The sequence below is a fragment of the Shewanella sp. MF05913 genome (assembly GCF_059758095.1).
This window is the reverse complement of sequence record NZ_JCAYNT010000007.1, coordinates 167,787-188,584: the sequence shown is the minus strand read 5'-3', so window position 1 is coordinate 188,584 and position 20,798 is coordinate 167,787. Positions and strand designations below refer to the sequence as shown.

The following is a 20,798-nucleotide window of genomic DNA, read 5'->3' as shown; positions in this document are numbered from 1 at the left end:
TGAATCGTCTTCAGTCAGAGACAAGCTTTAAGAAAGGAGTAAGAGCAAAACAAATGAAAGCTAATCGCAACACCAATTACCTTGAAAAGGTTATTTTTGGCAAGTGAATTTTCATGCTCTTACCCTGACAAAGCCCTTTAGCAATAAAGGGCTTTTTTATTAAGTAAAATTAACGCCTCTTTTTGTTCTCTTCGCGTACACTGAAATCTCGAAAATTACTTACAAATTCCACTGTCATACATGGATGAAGCGACATGACTCATACTCTATTTTCTAGATTAGCCATCTTTGTTGGCGCTGGTTTTTTCAGTTTTATTTTATGGATCATTTATTTAGCTAACACAGGCGGCAACAGTATTTTTTTCGACTTAATCCGTCATATTCCTTATGGCGATAAAGTTGGCCATATGTTGTTATTTGGTTTATTAACTTATGTAGCCAATTTAGCGTTACAGAGTCGACACTTTTTGCTCGGACGTATTCCGCTTTATTACGGTGCTGTGCTAGTGTCAATATTCGTCTTGAGTGAAGAAATCAGCCAGGGCTTTATTCCATCAAGAACATTAGACATTATCGACTTAGTCGCCGATGCTGTAGGTATTACTTTATTCAGTTATTTAAGCTGCTTAACTCAGCGTTATATTGATAAACAGCGGCAATAAAACGCTTGAGCTAGCATCCATTGGTTTAACCATATAGTGAACATAGTGAGGTATAATGTGAATTCTCCTTTAGTGACCACAGATTGGCTGGCGTTACATCTTGAAGATCCCGATTTAGTCATTCTCGATGCCAGCATGGAAGTTGTGCTGGGCAAAGAACCACTGGTTTACGATGAGCTATATGTCATCCCCGGTGCAATATCATGCCAAATTGATAAGCTATTATTTGATCACCATTCACCGCAAACCCACGCAATGCCAACCCCAGAGCAATTTACAGATGCCGCGCAAATCCTAGGTATCACTCATAACAGCACTGTGGTTATTTACGATGACCAAGGTATTTATTCATCGCCACGTGCCTGGTGGACATTAAAAGCCATGGGAGTCGAAAAAGTATTTGTGCTTGATGGCGGCTTACCGCAGTGGCGTGCAGAAGGTAAAGACACCGTGCGCCAATTTGCTAGTCCAACTCAGGCTGGCGATATAAAAGGGCGTTTTTTACAACATAAAGTATGCGACACCGAATTTGTGTTAACTCACCTTGGCCATGCCAATGTGGATATTATTGATGCCCGCGCAGCAGGGCGCTTTAATGGTACTTCACCCGAGCCACGCGTTGGCATGCGCAGTGGTCATATTCCTGGGTCATTAAACTTGCCGTTTGCCCAGGTGTTAAACGGCTTTAAAATGAAATCGACTAAAGAGCTACACACGATTTTTGCCAAGCTTGATACCAGCAATAACGCCCAACGGGTGTTCAGTTGTGGCTCTGGTATCACCGCCTGTATTTTGATTTTAGCCTCTTATGTTGCAGGCCATCATCAAGCCGCGTTATACGATGGTTCATGGGCGGTCTGGGGCGGAGATGCAGCATTGCCAATAGAGTAGGGGTCAATATTATCGTTATCTCGGGAATGCTTATATTCACTGTCATTCCCGAAAATCTGTTAATCGGGAATCCAGGTGTTGCTTTGTACTTATGGCCTGCGGCCACTAACGCTTAAGATCGCAAGGTTCCAACCTGCACGGGCCAAATGCTGCGTCATTCCGGCAATGTTTTTTAGCCGGAATCCAGGTGTTTTTTTGCTTTGTGCTTTGTGCTTTTTACTTTATGGCCTACGGCCACTAACGTCGTGGCGCTTCGCCCACACCAGACCAAGAGGAAACCAACGGCTGTTCCCTCTTGGATCTCCCAGCCGCCACATCAAAATCATCTGAAAAGCGATAATTTCGCGACGTGGTTGAATCCAGCTTTTGACCGCGCTTTTAGCCTGCTTCGGACTTATTCGAAAATGCTAACGCTTCAGATGGGGCGTCCCTTCCCCTCCAAAGCTAGCTGGCCGTCCATGGCCAGCTCACGTCATTTTCTTCAACGGCCTCAATGAATATGAATCCGGAGGCTTAATCAGCTCACGTATTCTTTTGTAAGAAGTCTTCAACGGCCTCAAGTTCAGAGTGAATTTGACCATTTTAAAATCAAGTAAACTAACTCGTTTATGCCCTAAAATGAGTTAACAAGGTGCAACGGGGAACGGCAATAATCGGTCAATGCTAAAAGATGAAGAATGACAAAACCTACCTTAAAAGGTGTAATCAGAACAAACAATTAGCCGAAAGGTTGTACAAAATACCACTACCGAAAAAAAGCAAATTCCTATAGCATAAAACGTACCGATTAATTTGGATGTGGCATCGGCCAAGTCCAACAAGCGATTTATGCCTTGCAAACTGCGCAACGCATAAATACTAAACGTTAGGCATTTAAGGAGTTACCGTTGAATTCAAATATACCAAATTCTGTAATTGGTGCCGTATCTTCAGTCATTGCTGAACACTATTACAATCACTCAAAACTAGACGCGTTGTTTATGGAGTCTGGTGCTCCCGGAGATATACCTTTAGGTAATTGTGAAAAAAAATGTAGTACTTGGCTAAAGCGTTGTAATGATGACTCTACGATTAATGCTCTAGATGTTTTAGCTGAGATTATCCAAGAGTATATGGATAATGATTTACAGCCATCTTACTATGGTGATACATCTCAGGATAAAATAAAAGAAGGTCAATTAAGAATTAGCAACGCTTTAGCTAAAAACCAGCTTTCATACCGAACCAATGGCTATATAACGTTATCTGGTTCAACACCTATTACAAAAACACTTGAAGATTATTTAAACTCAGGAGACTTCTCGTCTATTGAGAAAGAGTTTGAAAGAGCGGTAGATAATATTAACTCAGATCCTCATGCATCTATTACAGCAGCATGTTCAATAATTGAATCAACATTAAAATTTTATATTCAAAAATGTGATTTAGTAATGCCACAAAAATTAAACGTTATTCCTCTGTGGTCTGTAGTTCAATCACACATTGGCTTAAATCAAAGCTCAATTCTGGCAAATGATCAGCATAAAATATTAAAAGGTATTACAGCTATTATTGATGGTGTTGGTGCTTTCCGTTCGCACATTGGATCAGCACATGGTCGAGAGATCGCTCCTCCTGTAATTGTAACTGCTGAAGCAAGGTTAGCTGTAAATGCAGCTCACACAATAGTAGTCTTTGTTATGGAAATGTACCATGCAAAAAATGCCTAACAAGAACTTAAAATCGGAACAAAAACAGCGGGCTATCTTTCGTTCCTCAACAAAATTCTAACCCACTATTTTTGTCCGATTAAGTGGGCGTTGAGGCTGTAGAATTTCTCTAAAGTAGAAAATAACAGGTGATTTTTGTATTCATACAGCCCGTCAAACTCACTTTCTAGTGGAATATTTCCTCAGATTTCACGTAGCAACGCAATTTGAGGCTTAATTTTTTAATAAATTTTGAGACTGTTTTTCTAAAATAGAAATTCTACAGTCTCGTTATATTTAATGAGCTGATCTATCAATCTCTGTTGCTTTTGGAATAAAAGTTGACATTGCTTACATACGGATATCTATTTTCTAATTAGTTTTGTACTATAAATATTAAAAATTTAGCTAGGGATAAAATGAAACCTAAACGAATAATCATAATGCGACATGGAGAATCCGAAGCAAATAAGGATAAATCGTTATACGAAAATAATCCAGATCACTTGATGGCATTAACGGAAAAAGGTAAAGAACAAGCTGTTGAATGTGGAGTTTCATTAAAGACACTATTAGATGGAAAAAATATTACTTTATGGAGGTCTCCTTATACGCGCACTAGGCAAACAGCAGAAATTGTATTGAAACAAATTGATGGTGCAAGCATTAAAGAGAGAGAAGACCCTAGGTTGAGAGAACAAGAATGGGGAAATTTTTATACTCTAGATCTTATTGAGAAAGAACAAGAGGATAGACGTAGACACAGCTATTTTTTCTATAGGGTACAAAATGGTGAATCAGGAGCAGATGTATTTGATAGAATTTCAACTTTTTTAGAAACACTTTATCGAGATTTTAAAAATGACGAATGGACTGACACTTTATTGATAAGCTGTCATGGAATTACATCGTTAATATTTTTAATGCGTTTTTTTCATTGGAGCTATGAAGAGTATGAAAAAGCGGATCGCTTTCGCAACTGCGATTATGTAGCATTAAAATTAGACGAGAATAGTCAGCGCTATATCATCGATGTTGATACTCGGCCCCCTTGTAAATATTAAAGCATAATAAGGCAACAAAATATAAGCCGTTCAACGTTGATTACCAATGGAGGCGTTATATTTAAAGTTAAATTATGGAAAATATCATGAAAAAAAGGAGTTTATCTCAATATTTTTTGGCGAGTACTCTTTGACTCTTAAATTATGTTGGGTACTTGCACTTGGATACTTATCTTATTTTCGATATTGGTACATTAAAGAGTCGAGAAATAATTAAATATAACAATAAGGATAGGCCGCGCGAAGCCGCGTCCTTACCCCAAGTGTTGAACAAGCCCGACACGTGGGATGCGATTCTTTCTTATGTAAATAACAGTTCGAGAAAACGTGCTGTTTGATGCGGCTTAAAAGCACTGCCGGGACGACGAGAAGAGTGTTAACCAGAATGATTTGGTCTTAGCTTTCAAATGTCCAAATTCAACTCTGAACTTGAGGCCGTTGAAGACTATTTATAAAAGAATACGTGAGCTGATTAAGCTTCCGAATTCATATTCATTGAGGCCGTTGAAGAAAATGACGTGAGCTAGCCATGGCCTTTCATGCACATCCATGTGCTTCAAGGCATTCAGGCATCCTGCCTATCAGAGCCAGCTAGCTTTGGAGGGGAAGGGACGCCCCATCTGAAGCGTTAGCATTTTCACTCTTTATTAATAAGATGGGCCGAGGCCGATTCCAAATAGAGTTAAAAGCTGGATAGATTTCCGTCGCAATTTTTTCGCTGCAGTTGTTTGGTGAATAAGCGAAAATGTTGCCGGAACGGCAGAGGTGATCCAAGAGGGGATTGCTGTTGATCCCCTTTTGGCCCGTGCAGGGTGGAACCTTGCGATCTTAAGCGTTAGTGGCCGAAGGCCATAAGTATAAACACCTGGATCCCGGCTTAAAAGCACTGCCGGGACGACGAGAAGGTTGTTAACAAGTTCTGTCCAAAAACGAGTTATTCTTAGCTTTCAAATGCCCAAATTCAACTCTGAACTTGAGGCCGTTGAAGATTATTTATAAAAGAATACGTGAGCTGGCCATGGATGTGATGTGGGCGAAGCGCCATGACGTTGTTGGCCGTAGGTCATAAATGAACAAAGGTTGACCCTTTTTCCAACCCACGGTAAAAATTATGGTTGACTTGTTTTCTACCTCACAAGGATTTCGAGAGTCTGTATGTCTTATCTGAGTAAACTATTTCGTTGGGAACGAGGCAGGCAAATATCGGGTTACGATAAAATGCTACTTTGTGGAGCAACTTGGCCTGTAAAATTCGATACTTATCTGCTCAAATTTCCTGAAGGGAGTGAAATCGCTCCGCATACGGATAAAGTTGTATCGGGTAAACATTATCGATTAAATATAGTAATCAAAAATGCAGATATAGGTGGTGAGTTTATTTGCTCTAATCCAATTTATGAAACAAAGCGGATTAAACTATTTAGACCAGATATAAGTGAACATCAAGTTTCAAAAATTGTAAAAGGTAATAAATATTTACTTAGCATTGGTTGGGTAAAAAACACCTAGCTAATACGATAGGCCGCGATGTTTGATGTGATTGCTATCGGGCAAGTTTCGTAGTCAGCAAGCTCCTTTAGTCCATTGCTACTCTCTTAAATTTGATCAATAAACGTTTCAAACTAATGATCAATATGAAAGCTGTTATGGAGGTTTTGCTGATTCATATACTCTTTCAACAAGGCCATGGCGCGCTCGTAAACAGGGCCTAAAACATGTCGACGACTGGAGAGGCAATCAAGGGTATTAATCCAACCGTTAGGCTCGAAATCTATATCGAGCTTGATGAGCTTTCCTGTATCAATAGCGGGTAGCACCATTTGCTCTGGTAAAATAGACCAACCAACTCCTTGCTGAGTTAATTCATTAATGATGGTGTGATTATTGGCATACCAATGCTGAGAACTAATACCGTAACTGAACCAGAGTTCTTGACCTTCGGTTGCCCTTAACACCACTTGTCGATGGTGGCGTAGGTCGATATCTTTAATTTTTTGCTTACTGGATAGTGGGTGATTTGGTGCTGCTACTGTAATAAATCGTGTATAACCAATGGTCGTGAAATCAACTTGATGATGGATTTTTCCGTCGGCATACACAATCCCAATATGTGCGCTGCCATCTTCTACGAGTTTACCTATGCCTAAAGTGGACTCTGCAATAATTTCAACATTGGTGATAGGGAATTCATCAGCAAGAATCGCCAAATGAGCCAATAATGCAGGACTAATTAAACTCTCTTCAATCGCGATAACCAACTCATGCTCGTGCTGTAATTCAAGCGAGGCAATCTTTTGCTCAAAGTGCAGCTGTTGCAGCATGATTGCCTTTACTACAGGCAGTAATGCTTCGCCTTCATTCGTGAGGGTAGGTATATTGCCGCTGCGATCAAATAAGGTTTGGTTAATGCTGGTTTCTAAATTTGAGATCGCACTGCTAATCCCTGATTGAGCGCGTTTAAGCTTGCGTGCAGCGGCCGAAAACGAGCCTGTTTCACATACCGTGATAAATATTTTCAGCTGTTCAAAGCTATACATAGCAAACCTTGTTTTTTTGCTCTATTGGAATAAAGGTATCACGAAGTGTGATAGCTGTTAACTTTTGTTAGCTGTTTCTAATTGCCATAATCTCGTTCTAATTAATCCCGTTGTTAGTGCTTATTAAGTGAGTTGAGGTTGTTATGTCTACGTTAGAGCGTATATTCCATGCTGTTTTGTTTGAATTTCTTGCCGTTGTTGGTTCAATAGTCGGTTTGATGATATTTACCGAACATGAATTGATGTCCCTTTCAGGAACTATGATAGCTATCGCGACTATCGCCATGGGCTGGAATTTTATTTTTAATATCATTTTCGATAAGTTTTATACTGAGTCTCGTGAACAAAGAACCGTAAAACAGCGGGTGTTATATATTACACTTTTTCAAAGTGGGCTATTGATGCTAACAATACCTGTGATGGCTTTCATTCTTAAAATATCACTGATTGAGGCTTTTTGGTTAGACATTAGTGTGACGGTATTTATTACCATTTACGCTTATATTTATAACTATGCATACGATCATATTCGCGCTCATATCATGTTTAAACGTCAGGCAAAATTAGCTACACATATGTCATAGTCGTTAACGAGAAAATTCATAGGGTAAAGTAATAGGGACAGAGTAAAATTTTTAAAAAGTAAATTAAAACAATGGCTTTTCTAAAACACTTTTGTCCAAAAACGATTTGGTCTTAGCTTTTAAATACCTAAATTCAACGCTGAACTTGAGGCCGTTGAAGACTATTTATAAAAGAATACGTGAACTGAGCATGCCACCACAACATTTGTGGTTATAGGTCAAAATCACAAGGCATAAAGAAACACCTGGATCCCGGCTTAAAAGCACTGCCGGGACGACGAGAAGAGTGTTAACCAGTTTTGTCCAAAATGGTTTGGCCTTAGCTTTCAAATGCCCAAATTCAACTCTGAACTTGAGGCCGTTGAAGACTCTTCATAAAAGAATACGTGAGCTGAGCATGCCACCACAACATTTGTGGTTATAGGTCAAAATCACAAGGCATAAAGAAACACCTGGATCCCGGCTTAAAAGCACTGCCGGGACGACGAGAAGAGTGTTAACAAGTTTGGTCCAAAAATGATTTAGCCTTAGCTTCCAAATGCCCAAATTCAACTCTGAACTTGAGGCCGTTGAAGACTCTTTACAAAAGAATACGTGATCTGAGCATGCCACCACAACATTGGTGGTTATAGGTCAAAATCACAAGGCATAAAGAAACACCTGGATCCCGGCTTAAAAGCACTGCCGGGACGACGAGAATAGCTTCAAATGCCCAAATTCAACTCTGAACTTGAGGCTGTTGAAGAAAATGACGTGAGCTAGCCATGGATGGCGTACTAGCTTTGGAGGGGAAGGGACGCCCCATCTGAAGCGTTAGCATTTTCGAATAAGGCCGAGGCCGATTCTAAATAGAGTTAAAAGCTGGATAGATTTCCGTCGCAATTTTTTCGCTGCTGTTGTTTGGTGAAAAAGCGAAAATGTTGCCGGAACGGCAGGGAGATCCAAGAGGGGATTGCTGTTGATCCCCTTTTGGCCAGTGCAGGGTGGAACCTTGCGATCTTAATCGTTAGTGGCCGCAGGCCATAAAGTAAAAAAGCACAAAGCAAAACAAACACCTGGATTCCGGCTCAAAAGCATTGCCGGAATGACGCAGTATTTGGCCAGTGCAGGGTGGAACCTTGCGATCTTACTTCAAACGAAGTTTGAAAATTCTAGCTTGGCCGCAGGCCATAAAAAACAAAGGTTGAGCCCTTTTGCCAACCCACAGCAAATCCCGCAACCTATAGCAAATCCTTCATTCTGTGGTACAGCATCCCCGCCGCTAGCATGGGCGATCTGAACATGGGGCCGCCTGGGAAAGTCATGTGCTTAATGTCATTAAACACATCAATGCGTTGTGACTGCTGGCTAATCGCTTCGGCAATCAATCTTGCGGCCATGTGGGTGGCGTTAACACCATGACCAGCATATGCCTGGGCAAAATAGATATTGGCTGCATCGGGTAATCGACCAATTTGGGGCATACGGTTAGCGCCGATGCCCATCATGCCGCCCCATTCATAATCAATTTTGATTCCCTTAAGTTGTGGAAATACCTTTTCAAGATTAGGTCTTAATTCGGCTTCAATGTTTTTAGGGTCTTTACCAGAATAAGTACATAAACCACCGAATAATAAACGGCGGTCGGCAGATAAATGAAAATAATCTAATGCGACACGCATGTCGGCAAAAGCCATGTTTTGCGGGATAATACTGGCACATTGCTGTTCGGTTAATGGCTCTGTGGCAAGTAAGTAAGTGCCTGTGGGTAAGACTTTTCCGCCTAAATAAGGGCTGAGTGTATTGCCAATATAACCATTGCCTGCCACGACTAAATAATTGCAAGTCACCTGGCCTTGTGCGGTGATAACTTTGGGTTTGTCACCTTTAATGATTTTTTCTGCGGCGCTGTGTTCAAATAACTGAGCGCCGAGTTCTCGTGCGACTCGGGCTTCGCCTAAGGCTAAATTGAGCGGGTGTAAATGGCCGCTGCCCATATCAACAAGTGCACCCTGGTAAAAGTCTGATCCAATCACTTCGCCAATTTGGCTTCGATCAAGCAGTGTGATCGGTTTTTGATAACCTTGAGATTTAAGATCCTGATATTCTGCTGCTAAATCGTCCATGTGCCGTGGTTTTACCGCGAGGTCGCAATAACCCATTTGCAGGTCGCATTCAATGTTGTGCTCGGCAATACGCTCAATCACAATATCAACAGCTTCAAAGCCCATTTGCTGAATGGATTTTACCCCTTCGCTGCCTATTTCATTTTTAAATTGTGTTGCATCATGGCCTATTCCGCGGATTAGTTCACCGCCATTACGTCCCGATGCGCCCCAACCAATACGTTTAGCCTCTAATAAAGCTACGCTGTAACCGCGTTGTCTTAGCTCTATTGCAGTATTAATTCCGCTAAACCCACCGCCGATAATACACACGTCAACATCAATGTTTTCGGTTAATGTTGGGTAGTCGAATAACTCTTTTGCTGTGGCAACATAAAAGGAGTCTGGGTACTGTTGACTGTGGATAGGCGATTTAGTTGGCATGCTGACTCCAAGCTATTGATTTACGTGCTCCCAATAGCTTTTAAACAAATGGCGATTAAGCGTAAGCGCTCTCTAAGTGTGCATTTTATTTAACACTCATTTGATGTAAAATACAATTCCTTTGATTTAAGCGTGTTATCGTGATTAATTAATATTGTGTGTTGTATATGTGTTAATAATCTACAACACTTAACGTCGGAATTGATCCACACTAACTAGGAGAACGAATTTGGACATTGGTGCAAGCCTAAAAGCTGTTCGCAAATTGAAAGGTCTCTCACAACGTGAGTTAGCCAAGCGTGCAGGGGTGACCAACAGCACAATTTCAATGATTGAAAAAAACAGTGTTAGCCCGTCAGTGAGCTCACTTAAAAAGGTATTGGCTGGAATACCCATGTCGTTAGTGGATTTTTTCTCAATTGATGATGGCTCAATCGGTGATCAAAAAGTGGTTTATCGTGCCAATGAGTTGCTCGATATTGGCACCGGCGATTTAGTGTATAAGTTAATTGGCCGTGATTATCCTAGCCGTGCGATGTCATTAATGAGCGAAACGTATCCGGTTAACTCTGACACTGGCGCTGAAATGTTACAGCATGAAGGCGAAGAGGGCGGGATAGTGGTCGAGGGTAGACTCGAAGTGACCGTTGGTGAGGAAGTGTTTATTCTAGAAAAAGGCGATAGCTATTATTTTAATAGTGAACAACCGCATCGTTTTCGTAACCCGTTTGATGAACCCTGCCGTTTAGTGAGCGCCACAACCCCTGCCGATTTTTAACGGCTTGTTTTAAGATGAACCTTTTAGTGATTAGCAACATTTTTTACTGTCGCTCATCACTTTGCTTTGGCCATATCAGCGGGCGATCAGTACATTTGTTAACGGTGTAGTTTACAGCTTAAGCACCGACTAAATGCTCGATAGCCCGTCTAGATAACGCTGTATCCACTCATGCCTTTTGTTTTTTTCGAATGACTTTCTGTTAGGTGATTTGGCAGAGATTGTGTTTATTTATGTTGGTATTCCTATCAGTATTTTCTATCTTGTGTAAATAATATAAAGCAATAAATTCACCTTTTTTGTGCAATGCACTCCCCATTTTGGCGCATTTTACCTTGGTTGTTAGCGAATTCTATCCCCGTTTTATTTTTTGGACTCAGTGGTGGATTTAAAGTTATCAGATTGTTTTAATTATGTTTTGTTTTTATTTTTTGAAAAGTTATTTTTATCATCAGTTATCCTCTTGCCTAGCTAAAAAAATCCGTGTAGTGTGTGAAAAAATGAACACGTAAACAATAAGTTCATCACAATATTTGCCAAAGGTGAGATATGTCTCAATCAAGTATTCCCCTCATAGGGGTAATAGCATGCAATCAGCAAATTGGCCTACATCCATTTAATATCGTAGGCGAAAAATATTTGTTAAGTGTGGTTAATGGCGCCAAAGGTTTTCCTTTGGTTATCCCGTCTTTAGGTATTGAATTACCAACAAAAGATCTGCTTTCTCGCCTCGATGGCATTTTGTTTACTGGCTCTCCGTCTAACGTTGAACCTCATCATTATCAGGGCAAACCTAGTGAGGCTGGCACACACCATGATGCCAAGCGTGATGCAACCACATTACCGTTAATTAAAGCAGCTATTGAAGCGGGTATTCCTGTATTGGGTATTTGTCGCGGCTTTCAAGAGATGAACGTTGTGTATGGTGGCAGCCTGCATCAAAAATTGCATGAAGTTGGCACATTTATTGAACACAGAGAAGATAAGCATGCACCGCTTGATGTGCAATATGGTTTATCACATCAGGTTAATTTGGTTACTGGCGGACTCCTTCACGATGCATGGGGCTGTGACACTGCAGAGGTCAACTCTGTTCATACTCAAGGCGTGGAGCGCCTAGGTGATGGGTTACAGCCAGAAGCATTTGCTCCGGACGGATTAATCGAAGCATTTTCAGTGAAAAATGCGAAAAATTTTGCATTAGGTGTCCAGTGGCATCCAGAATGGAAAGTAACCGAAAATGCATTCTATACTGCAATTTTCGAGGCATTCGGACAAGCTTGCAGACAACATGCGGCAACACAAGAGAGATAAAAATGGATAAGTTAATCGCTTTTTTGAAAGACAATAAAATTACCGAAGTAGAATGTGTTATTAGTGATCTTACTGGGATTGCACGCGGAAAAATTGCGCCGGTTGCTAAATTTATCGACGAGAAAGGGATGCGACTTCCTGAAAGTGTGTTGTTGCAAACGGTCACCGGTGACTACATTGATGATGAGATTTTTTATTCATTACTTGATGATGCAGATATCGATTTTGTGTGTGTACCAGACGAAAACGCTGTTTTCATGTTGCCGTGGACGGTTGAAGCTACGGCTCAGGTTATTCACGATTGTTATGATCGTATGGGTAACCCAATTGAGTTGTCAGCTCGTAACGTATTAAAAAAGGTACTTAAACTTTATGAAGATAAAGGTTGGGAACCTGTTATTGCCCCAGAAATGGAATTTTATCTCACTAAGCGTTCAGACGATCATGATTTACCATTAAAGCCACCTATTGGCCGTTCTGGTCGTCCTGAAGCTGGCCGTCAGTCTTTCTCTATCGATGCTGCTAACGAATACGATCCACTGTTTGAAGACATGTATGATTGGTGTGAAGCGCAAGGTTTAGATATTGATACCTTGATCCACGAAGATGGTCCAGCGCAAATGGAAATCAACTTCAGCCATGGCAACCCATTGGCACTCGCTGACCAAGTATTTGTATTTAAACGTACTTTAAGAGAAGCCGCCTTAAAGCATGATGTGTGCGCGACGTTTATGGCTAAACCGGTAACCGACGAGCCTGGCAGTGCCATGCATATTCACCAGAGTGTGATCGAAAAGAAAACCGGCAAAAACATCTTCACCAAAGAAGACGGGACTCAAAGCCAGTTATTTTTAAATTACATTGCCGGTTTGCAAACGTATATTCCTGAGTTGTTACCACTAATGGCACCTAATGCTAACTCGTTCCGTCGTTTTTTACCGGGCACATCAGCACCAGTAAACTTAGAGTGGGGCGTTGAAAACCGCACTTGTGGTTTACGTATTCCTGAGTCGTCGCCGCAAAACCGTCGTATCGAAAACCGTATCCCTGGTGCAGACTCAAACTGTTACCTTGCAATTGCCGCGAGCTTATTATGTGGCTTTATTGGTATGGATAAAAACTTACGTCCATCGACGCCAGTGACAGGCCGTGCGAACGAAAGCCGTACCAATAACGAAAACTACTTACCAGTGACATTAGAAGAAGCGCTAATGGCAATGCAAGAAAGTGAAGCGTGTATTGAATATTTAGGCCAGTCGTTTACCACTGCATTTGTCGCGGTAAAACAAGCTGAGCTTGAAAACTTCCGTCGTGTTGTGAGTTCATGGGAACGTGAGTTCTTGTTGTTAACCGTATAGTTACGGTTAACAAAAAGTAAGTTATTCGCATGATTAAACGTAAAAGAGCCATCATTAATGATGATGTGCTCTGGTAGTGAATAAACAGCTAGTCGATGCCTTGTGTTTGCTAGCTGCTTTAAAGGATACAAGTATGTCGACCCCATTAGTAAGCCAGCAGCAAAAGCTCGATAATTTACAAGCGGCAGATAAGCAACATTTTATCCATCCGTTTACAGATTCAAAAGGCTTAGCCGAAAAAGGTACCCGTGTTATTGAGCGTGCTGATGGGGTTTATTTATGGGACATCATGGGCCATAAATTGCTCGACGCAATGGCGGGATTATGGTGTGTCAACGTGGGTTATGGTCGTCAATCTATTGTTGATGCCGTCGCTAAGCAAATGCAACAACTGCCCTTTTACAACAGCTTTTTTCAATGTTCACACCCTCCAGCGATTGAATTAGCTCAAAAAATTGCTTCATTAGCACCTGCCCACATGAACAATGTGTTTTTTACCGGGTCTGGCTCTGAGTCGAACGACACCAACTTACGCATGGTGCGCCGTTACTGGGACCTTAAAGGTAAACCTAATAAGAAAACCATTATTAGTCGTGTAAATGCATATCACGGTTCTACCGTCGCGGGTGCCAGTTTAGGTGGCATGTCGGGTATGCATGAGCAAGGTGATTTACCTATTCCTGGTGTCGTACATATTGCCCAGCCGTATTGGTACGGCGAAGGTAAGGGGTTAACGCCAGAAGCCTTTGGCTTACAAACCGCGCATGCGCTTGAAGCAAAAATTCTTGAGTTAGGCGAAGACAATGTCGCGGCCTTTATTGCCGAGCCGTTTCAAGGTGCGGGTGGGGTCATTATTCCTCCCTCTACTTATTGGCCAGAAATTAAGCGTATTTTGGCTAAATACGATATTTTATTCATTCTTGACGAAGTGATCAGTGGTTTTGGCCGTACCGGTAAATGGTTTGCCGCTGAATACTTTGATTTACAGCCTGATTTGATTTCGATTGCTAAGGGCATGACCTCGGGTTATGTGCCAATGGGCGGCGTGATTGTGTCAGACAGAGTAGCCGATGTGATTAAGCAAGATTGTGGCGAGTTTACCCACGGTTTTACCTATTCCGGTCATCCTGTTGCTGCCGCAGCGGCACTAGAAAACATCCGTATTATTGAGCAAGAGCAACTAGTAGAGCGAGTTGCAACAGATACCTCACCCTATTTGCAGTCGGCTTTACAACAATTAGCCGAGCATCCTTTAGTGGGTGAGGTGCGCGGTATTGGGTTGGTCGCCGCCATTGAGCTAGTGCAAGATAAAACCACTCATCAACGATTTGATGCTAGCGTTGGCGCGGGCACGGTTTGCCGCGACGCGTGTATTAAGCATGGCCTGGTGATGCGCTCTGTTGGCGACACCATGATCATTTCACCACCATTAACCATCAGCCACAGTGAAATCGATGCGTTAGTGGCCATGGCAACCCAAGCATTAAACGATACTTACCAGTTCATTCAAGGCAAATAACGCCAATTATTGTGAATGAATATTGTAAAATAGTGATTTTTTACCCAAAAACATTTTTACGCTCTAGTAATCGAAAATGATTTTGATAAAATCCGCAAAATTATGGGAGCGCATGCCGTTGCTGTAATCATACCGATGCATAGTTAAGTTGTAGCATTGGATAATTTCTTTCAATAGAAAGAAGATTTTACACGCTGGTATAGCTAGCGAAAAAAACTAATGTCAGCAATAACTGACCATTATCCAAAAGGGAGAAAGTATGAAGCTACTAAACAAACTATCCACATTGGCCCTCATTACTGCAAGTGTGTTTTCAAGCACTGCTATTCAGGCCGAGGAAGTGGTCAAAATGTATAATTGGTCAGATTACATCGCCGAAGATACATTAGCTAATTTCGAAAAAGAAACTGGCATTAAAGTGATTTATGACGTGTTCGATAGCAACGAAGTTCTAGAAGCTAAATTGTTATCTGGCCGCAGCGGTTACGATATTGTTGTGCCGTCAAACCACTTTTTGGCTAAGCAAGTGATTGCCGGGGCTTTTCAAAAGCTTGATCGCACTAAGTTGACTAATTATGCCAACTTAAAACCCGATTTAATGAAACAGTTACAAAAAGCCGATCCAGGTAACGAGCATGCCGTGCCTTATTTATGGGGTACCAATGGTATTGGTTACAACATCGATAAAGTTAAAGCCGTTTTAGGTGAAGATGCACCATTTGACTCTTTAGAGCTTATTTTTAATCCAAAATACGCTGAAAAAATCGGTTCATGTGGTTTCTCTATGCTTGATTCTGCTGACGATATGTTGCCACAAGCGCTTATTTATTTAGGTCTAGACCCTAACAGCAAAAATGCTGCTGATTATGAAAAAGCCGCGGAAGTATTAGCCAAAGTGCGTCCTTATGTGACTTACTTCCATTCTTCACGCTACATTTCTGATTTAGCTAACGGTGACATTTGTGTCGCGTTTGGTTTCTCGGGTGACGTATTCCAGGCTGCTGCGCGTGCTGATGAAGCCGGTAACGGTAACAAAATTGGTTACTCTATCCCTAAAGAAGGTGCCAACCTATGGTTTGACATGTTAGCCATCCCACAAGATGCCACTAACGTCGATAACGCTCATAAGTTAATTAACTACTTAATGCGTCCTGAAGTTATTGCGCCAATCAGTAACTATGTTGCTTATGCCAACGCTAACGTTCCAGCGCAAGCGCTTGTTGATGAAGCCATTCGTAACGACCCAGCCATTTACCCACCTCAGTCGGTAATTGATAAGTTATACATTGGTGATGTTCGTCCATTAAAAATTCAACGTGTGGTTACCCGCGCTTGGACAAAAGTGAAATCAGGTCAATAAACTGAAGCACCAGGGCGAGGTCACTCGCCCTACTTTTTACAGTTATTTGTAAACTTTATTTGGCTAATTTAGCCTCTTTACAAAATGGTTAAGTGTGCGCATAACAACGTAGATTGTTATGGTACACATACTCCAAAAGGCGGAGCAGTATTATGGGAAACACCTCGGGCGTCACCAATAAACCAACCACAAAGACGCAAGAAAAAGTCCTGCTTAAGATTGAACGTGTAAGCAAGCTGTTTGATGATGTGCGTGCCGTTGACGATGTGTCATTGACGATTAATCAAGGTGAGATTTTTGCCCTATTAGGTGGCTCAGGCTCTGGTAAGTCAACATTGCTGCGCATGTTAGCTGGCTTTGAAAAACCGACTGAAGGCCGTATTTTCTTAGATGGTGTCGACATTACCGACATGCCGCCGTACGAACGTCCTATTAACATGATGTTTCAATCCTATGCATTATTTCCGCACATGACCGTTGAGCAAAATATTGCTTTTGGTCTTAAGCAAGACAAAATGCCAAAAGCGGACATTGAAGTACGTGTAAAAGAAATGCTTAAACTGGTGCACATGGAAAAATACGGTAAACGTAAACCGCATCAGTTATCGGGTGGTCAACGCCAACGTGTCGCCTTGGCTCGTTCGCTTGCTAAACGCCCTAAATTGTTATTGCTCGATGAGCCAATGGGCGCATTAGATAAAAAACTGCGTACCCAAATGCAGTTAGAAGTGGTTGATATTTTAGAAGCCGTAGGCGTAACGTGCGTGATGGTAACTCACGACCAAGAAGAAGCCATGACCATGGCGGGCCGTATCTCAATTATGCATGAAGGTTGGATTGCACAAACTGGCAGCCCAATGGATATTTACGAGTCTCCTGCTAGCCGCCTAGTGGCAGAATTTATTGGTACAGTAAACTTATTTGAAGGTGAGATTATTGCCGATGAAGTCGACCATGCCATTATTAAGTCAACTACCCTGGACCGTGAGTTTTATATCGGCCACGGTATTTCAACCAGCCTTGAGAATAAAAATATCTTTTTGGCCCTGCGTCCTGAAAAAACCATTATTACTCGCCAAAAACCAGAAAGTGAATACAACTGGGCACATGGCGTAGTACACGATATTGCCTACCTTGGCGGATTGTCTGTTTATTATATCAAGCTCAAAAACAAGCAAATTGTACAATGCTCAATGATTAACCGCGAACGCCGCGCTGACCACCCAACGTGGGAAGATGAGGTGTACATCAGTTGGGAAGACAGCAGCGGGGTTGTATTAAACTCATGAAGAATCCACTGAAAATAATTAAAGGTCGTTATTTAACCATGGGGGTGCCTTACCTCTGGTTATTGATGTTCTTCGCACTGCCGTTTGCGATTGTATTAAAGTTGAGCTTTTCGTCAGCGGCAATTGCGATCCCGCCTTATGAAGCCACATTCAGTTATGCTGATGAGATGCTCAATATTGCACTGAATTTTGGTAACTATTTATTGTTACTGCAAGACTCAATGTATTACATGGCGTATCTCACCTCATTAAAAATGGCGTTTGTGGCGACTGTGGGCTGCCTAATTTTAGGCTTTCCGATGGCTTATGCTATTGCTAGAGCACCGGCTCGTTTACAAACGGTGTTTTTGTTACTGGTGATGTTGCCGTCCTGGACGTCATTCTTAATCCGTATTTACGCCTGGATGGGAATTTTAAGTAACAACGGTTTAATCAATAACGCCTTAATGTGGTTAGGGGTGATTTCTGAACCTATCCAAATGCTCAATACTAACTTTGCCGTATACATCGGGATTATTTACGCCTACTTGCCGTTTATGATTTTGCCCTTGTACGCCACATTAGTGAAATTGGACTTAAGTTTAATTGAGGCCGCATCTGATTTGGGTTCTAGCAGTATTAACACGTTTTGGAAAATCACCTTGCCATTGTCAATGGGTGGCGTAGTTGCCGGTTCAATGTTGGTGTTTATTCCTGCTGTAGGTGAGTTTGTTATCCCTGAATTATTGGGCGGCCCAGATTCACTCATGATTGGTAAAGTGTTGTGGCAAGAGTTCTTTAATAACCGCGACTGGCCAGTGGCTTCGTCACTTGCGATTGTGATGCTAGCGCTGTTGATTATTCCGATAACCTTATTCCACCGTTATCAGTCACGTAATATGGAGAACGATGTATGAAGAAGCTAAGTTTCTCTAAAGTGATGCTGTGGGTCGGCTTACTGTTTTTATATGCGCCGATGTTTATTTTGGTTATCTATTCATTTAACGAGTCGAAACTGGTTACCGTTTGGAGTGGGTTTTCGCCAAAATGGTACGGTGAGCTTTTTCAAGATGATCAGATCCTTGGAGCGGTATGGACCAGTTTACGGATCGCCTTTTACAGTGCGACTATGGCGGTAGTGATTGGTACCATGGCCGCATTTGTGATGACGCGTTTTCGCCGCTCGTGGGCAAAATTGACATTGTCTAACATGATCACTGCGCCACTGGTTATGCCTGAGGTGATCACCGGTTTGTCATTGCTACTACTGTTTGTTGAAATGGCTGATTTGTTTGGTTGGCCAGCAGAACGGGGCATGTTAACCGTTTGGATTGCCCATTCAACGTTCTGTGCGGCTTATGTGGCAGTCGTTGTTTCATCAAGGCTACGTGAACTTGACCTATCGATTGAAGAAGCCGCGATGGACTTAGGTGCTACGCGCTTAAAAACCTTCTTTTTAATTACCGTACCGATGATTTCACCGGCGTTAATTGCAGGTTGGTTCTTGTCGTTTAGTTTGTCGTTAGATGACTTAGTTATCGCTAGCTTTGCGTCTGGCCCTGGCTCAACCACATTACCTATGGTGGTGTTCTCGTCAGTACGTTTAGGGGTATCGCCTAAAATTAACGCGCTGGCGACGATTATCATCTTAAGTGTGTCATTGGTGGCATTCTTGTCGTGGTACCTGGCGCGGCGAGCAGAGAAAAAATCGAAAGAAGCGATGGAGTAACATTGGTTATTTGATTGCACGAAAGCCACGCTTTTTGAGTGTGGCTTTTTTTAACGCTATGAACCGTAGGGTGTTAAATATATTCTACAAAGTGTCAATAATTACGTTTTAAATGCTAGTTTTTAAATATGCTTAAGTGTACGATGAACTAGTTGTTTTTCGTTTTGAACCCATAAAGGAAGCGCTATGTCCGCCACACCTCACGCTAGTTCATATTATGCTGCGTCGGCTAATGATAAAGTCGAACGCCCTCGTTTAGAATCTTCAATAGAAACTGATGTTTGTATCATTGGTGCGGGATATACCGGGCTGTCATCGGCGCTGCATTTATTAGAAAGCGGCATGAAAGTGGTTATCTTAGAAGCAGCTCGAATTGGCTGGGGCGCATCGGGTCGAAACGGCGGACAAATCGTCAATTCTTTTAGTCGCGACATCGACAGTATCGAAAAGGTCGTTGGTAAAGAACAAGGCAAATTATTTGGCCAAATGGCGTTTGAAGGTGGCCAAATTATTCGTGAGCGTATTGCCAAATACAATATCGATTGTGATTTAAAAGATGGCGGCGTCTTTGCGGCAATGAACGCCAAGCAAATGGGCCATTTACAGTCGCAGAAAAAGCTCTGGGAAGCACATGGGCATAACAATCATTTAGAGATGCTCGACAAAGACGGCATTCGTAATGTGGTTAATACTGATTTATATGTAGGTGGCTTGCTCGATAAAAGTGGCGGCCACATTCACCCGCTTAATTTAGCATTAGGCGAAGCCCGAGCTGTTGAATCGCTCGGCGGACAAATTTTTGAAGACTCAGCGGTGATTAACGTTGAAGACGGTGAGTCGCCAGTTGTGCACACTGCACAAGGGCAAGTTAAATGTAAGTTTGTGGTTGTGGCGGGTAATGCCTATTTGGGTAAATTACTCCCAGAGCTACAAGCCAAATCAATGCCTTGTGGTACTCAGGTTATTACAACAGAACCTCTGTCTGATGAAATGGCGGCCAGTTTATTACCGCAAGACTATTGCGTAGAAGACTGTAACTACCTGTTAGATTATTACCGTCTTACCGGCGATAAGCGACTTGTCTTTGGTGGTGGTGTTGTTTATGGCGCACGTGATCCGGCCAACGTTGAAGCCTTGATTATGCCTAAGTTGTTAAATACGTTTCCGCAGTTAAAAGGCGTTAAAGTGGATTACGCCTGGACGGGTAACTTTTTAATGACGTTGTCACGTTTGCCACAAGTTGGCCGTATTGGACACAACATTTATTATTCGCAAGGCTGTAGTGGTCATGGGGTGACCTATACTCATTTAGCCGGCAAGTTAATTGCCGAAATGCTGAATAACCAAGCGACTCGCTTCGATGCGTTTGCGGCTTTACCACATTACCCGTTCCCTGGTGGCCATGCGCTGAGAGTACCCTTTAGTGCATTAGGCGCCTGGTATTACACCATGCGCGACAAATTTGGCATTTAGTTATCGCGTGTAACCGAATAAAAATCATTTACAAAGACACAGTAT

Annotated in this window: 17 protein-coding genes; 15 read left to right on the top strand and 2 right to left on the bottom strand. The window is 42.0% G+C overall.

The annotated features are described in order from the left end of the window. Positions 1-254: 254 nt before the first annotated feature. The 5 genes from AC19MV_RS11250 (at position 255) to AC19MV_RS11230 (ending at position 5,814) form a co-directional block, all read left to right on the top strand. Positions 255-662 carry a VanZ family protein gene (locus tag AC19MV_RS11250; protein ID WP_498307600.1) on the top strand — a complete coding sequence of 136 codons (408 nt, stop codon included), beginning with the start codon at positions 255-257 and terminating at the stop codon, positions 660-662. Positions 663-719: 57 nt separating this feature from the next. Beyond that, on the top strand, positions 720-1,553 hold the full coding sequence (locus AC19MV_RS11245) for a sulfurtransferase (RefSeq protein ID WP_432399384.1): 834 nt from the start codon (positions 720-722) through the stop codon (positions 1,551-1,553). An 887-nt stretch (positions 1,554-2,440) separates the two neighbouring features. Continuing rightward, the gene (locus AC19MV_RS11240) at positions 2,441-3,262 is read left to right on the top strand and encodes an abortive infection family protein (protein WP_498307598.1); all 822 of its coding nucleotides are present in this window, start codon (positions 2,441-2,443) and stop codon (positions 3,260-3,262) included. Between the two features lie 398 nt (positions 3,263-3,660). Beyond that, positions 3,661-4,305 (top strand): histidine phosphatase family protein, encoded by a 645-nt coding sequence (locus AC19MV_RS11235; RefSeq protein ID WP_498307596.1) that lies wholly within the window; start codon positions 3,661-3,663, stop codon positions 4,303-4,305. A gap of 1,155 nt (positions 4,306-5,460) precedes the next feature. After that, positions 5,461-5,814, top strand: coding sequence for a 2OG-Fe(II) oxygenase (locus AC19MV_RS11230; RefSeq protein ID WP_498307594.1), 354 nt, complete (start codon positions 5,461-5,463; stop codon positions 5,812-5,814). A 113-nt stretch (positions 5,815-5,927) separates the two neighbouring features. On the opposite strand, the gene AC19MV_RS11225 is transcribed toward AC19MV_RS11230, so the two are convergent. Beyond that, the gene (locus tag AC19MV_RS11225; protein WP_498307592.1) at positions 5,928-6,842 is read right to left on the bottom strand and encodes a LysR family transcriptional regulator; all 915 of its coding nucleotides are present in this window, start codon (positions 6,840-6,842) and stop codon (positions 5,928-5,930) included. 143 nt (positions 6,843-6,985) lie between these two features. Between AC19MV_RS11225 and AC19MV_RS11220 the strand changes: the two genes are divergently transcribed. Continuing rightward, entirely contained in the window at positions 6,986-7,426 is a 441-nt protein-coding gene (locus AC19MV_RS11220; protein ID WP_498297089.1) for a PACE efflux transporter, read from the top strand. Between the two features lie 1,220 nt (positions 7,427-8,646). On the opposite strand, the gene AC19MV_RS11215 is transcribed toward AC19MV_RS11220, so the two are convergent. Then, the gene (locus AC19MV_RS11215; RefSeq protein WP_498307590.1) at positions 8,647-9,954 is read right to left on the bottom strand and encodes an NAD(P)/FAD-dependent oxidoreductase; all 1,308 of its coding nucleotides are present in this window, start codon (positions 9,952-9,954) and stop codon (positions 8,647-8,649) included. A 229-nt stretch (positions 9,955-10,183) separates the two neighbouring features. Here AC19MV_RS11215 and AC19MV_RS11210 point away from each other — a divergent pair, with 229 nt between their 5' ends. The 9 genes from AC19MV_RS11210 to AC19MV_RS11170 all read left to right on the top strand — a co-directional run bounded on the left by AC19MV_RS11210 (position 10,184) and on the right by AC19MV_RS11170 (position 20,753). Further along, positions 10,184-10,732: a cupin domain-containing protein gene (locus tag AC19MV_RS11210; RefSeq protein ID WP_432399375.1), complete on the top strand. Its 549-nt coding sequence runs from the start codon at positions 10,184-10,186 to the stop codon at positions 10,730-10,732. Between the two features lie 549 nt (positions 10,733-11,281). After that, complete coding sequence (locus tag AC19MV_RS11205; protein WP_498307588.1) at positions 11,282-12,046, top strand: gamma-glutamyl-gamma-aminobutyrate hydrolase family protein; 765 nt, start codon at positions 11,282-11,284, stop codon at positions 12,044-12,046. A 2-nt stretch (positions 12,047-12,048) separates the two neighbouring features. Continuing rightward, the gene (locus tag AC19MV_RS11200) at positions 12,049-13,404 is read left to right on the top strand and encodes a glutamine synthetase family protein (protein WP_498307587.1); all 1,356 of its coding nucleotides are present in this window, start codon (positions 12,049-12,051) and stop codon (positions 13,402-13,404) included. Between the two features lie 133 nt (positions 13,405-13,537). Continuing rightward, the gene (locus AC19MV_RS11195) at positions 13,538-14,923 is read left to right on the top strand and encodes an aspartate aminotransferase family protein (RefSeq protein WP_498307586.1); all 1,386 of its coding nucleotides are present in this window, start codon (positions 13,538-13,540) and stop codon (positions 14,921-14,923) included. A 259-nt stretch (positions 14,924-15,182) separates the two neighbouring features. Then, a complete protein-coding gene (locus AC19MV_RS11190) occupies positions 15,183-16,283 on the top strand; it encodes a polyamine ABC transporter substrate-binding protein (RefSeq protein ID WP_498307584.1) in 1,101 nt (366 codons plus the stop codon). 152 nt (positions 16,284-16,435) lie between these two features. Then, positions 16,436-17,572 carry a polyamine ABC transporter ATP-binding protein gene (gene potA / locus AC19MV_RS11185; protein WP_432399370.1) on the top strand — a complete coding sequence of 379 codons (1,137 nt, stop codon included), beginning with the start codon at positions 16,436-16,438 and terminating at the stop codon, positions 17,570-17,572. After that, entirely contained in the window at positions 17,569-18,468 is a 900-nt protein-coding gene (locus tag AC19MV_RS11180) for an ABC transporter permease subunit (RefSeq protein ID WP_432399369.1), read from the top strand. Before potA ends, AC19MV_RS11180 begins: the two co-directional genes overlap by 4 nt. Then, positions 18,465-19,280, top strand: coding sequence for an ABC transporter permease subunit (locus tag AC19MV_RS11175; protein WP_432399368.1), 816 nt, complete (start codon positions 18,465-18,467; stop codon positions 19,278-19,280). Before AC19MV_RS11180 ends, AC19MV_RS11175 begins: the two co-directional genes overlap by 4 nt. Before the next feature lie 186 nt (positions 19,281-19,466). After that, positions 19,467-20,753: an NAD(P)/FAD-dependent oxidoreductase gene (locus AC19MV_RS11170; RefSeq protein ID WP_498307582.1), complete on the top strand. Its 1,287-nt coding sequence runs from the start codon at positions 19,467-19,469 to the stop codon at positions 20,751-20,753. Positions 20,754-20,798 lie beyond the last annotated feature (45 nt).

Excerpts from the sequence above, each read along its gene's own strand:
- AC19MV_RS11195 (WP_498307586.1), top strand. The coding sequence starts at position 13,538 with ATGTCGACCCCATTAGTAAGCCAGCAGCAAAAGCTCGATAATTTACAA.
- AC19MV_RS11180 (WP_432399369.1), top strand. The coding sequence starts at position 17,569 with ATGAAGAATCCACTGAAAATAATTAAAGGTCGTTATTTAACCATGGGG.
- AC19MV_RS11190 (WP_498307584.1), top strand. The coding sequence starts at position 15,183 with ATGAAGCTACTAAACAAACTATCCACATTGGCCCTCATTACTGCAAGT.
- AC19MV_RS11250 (WP_498307600.1), top strand. The coding sequence starts at position 255 with ATGACTCATACTCTATTTTCTAGATTAGCCATCTTTGTTGGCGCTGGT.
- potA (WP_432399370.1), top strand. The coding sequence starts at position 16,436 with ATGGGAAACACCTCGGGCGTCACCAATAAACCAACCACAAAGACGCAA.
- AC19MV_RS11175 (WP_432399368.1), top strand. The coding sequence starts at position 18,465 with ATGAAGAAGCTAAGTTTCTCTAAAGTGATGCTGTGGGTCGGCTTACTG.
- AC19MV_RS11205 (WP_498307588.1), top strand. The coding sequence starts at position 11,282 with ATGTCTCAATCAAGTATTCCCCTCATAGGGGTAATAGCATGCAATCAG.
- AC19MV_RS11170 (WP_498307582.1), top strand. The coding sequence starts at position 19,467 with ATGTCCGCCACACCTCACGCTAGTTCATATTATGCTGCGTCGGCTAAT.
- AC19MV_RS11225 (WP_498307592.1), bottom strand. The coding sequence starts at position 6,842 with ATGTATAGCTTTGAACAGCTGAAAATATTTATCACGGTATGTGAAACA.
- AC19MV_RS11230 (WP_498307594.1), top strand. The coding sequence starts at position 5,461 with ATGTCTTATCTGAGTAAACTATTTCGTTGGGAACGAGGCAGGCAAATA.
- AC19MV_RS11200 (WP_498307587.1), top strand. The coding sequence starts at position 12,049 with ATGGATAAGTTAATCGCTTTTTTGAAAGACAATAAAATTACCGAAGTA.
- AC19MV_RS11235 (WP_498307596.1), top strand. The coding sequence starts at position 3,661 with ATGAAACCTAAACGAATAATCATAATGCGACATGGAGAATCCGAAGCA.
- AC19MV_RS11215 (WP_498307590.1), bottom strand. The coding sequence starts at position 9,954 with ATGCCAACTAAATCGCCTATCCACAGTCAACAGTACCCAGACTCCTTT.
- AC19MV_RS11220 (WP_498297089.1), top strand. The coding sequence starts at position 6,986 with ATGTCTACGTTAGAGCGTATATTCCATGCTGTTTTGTTTGAATTTCTT.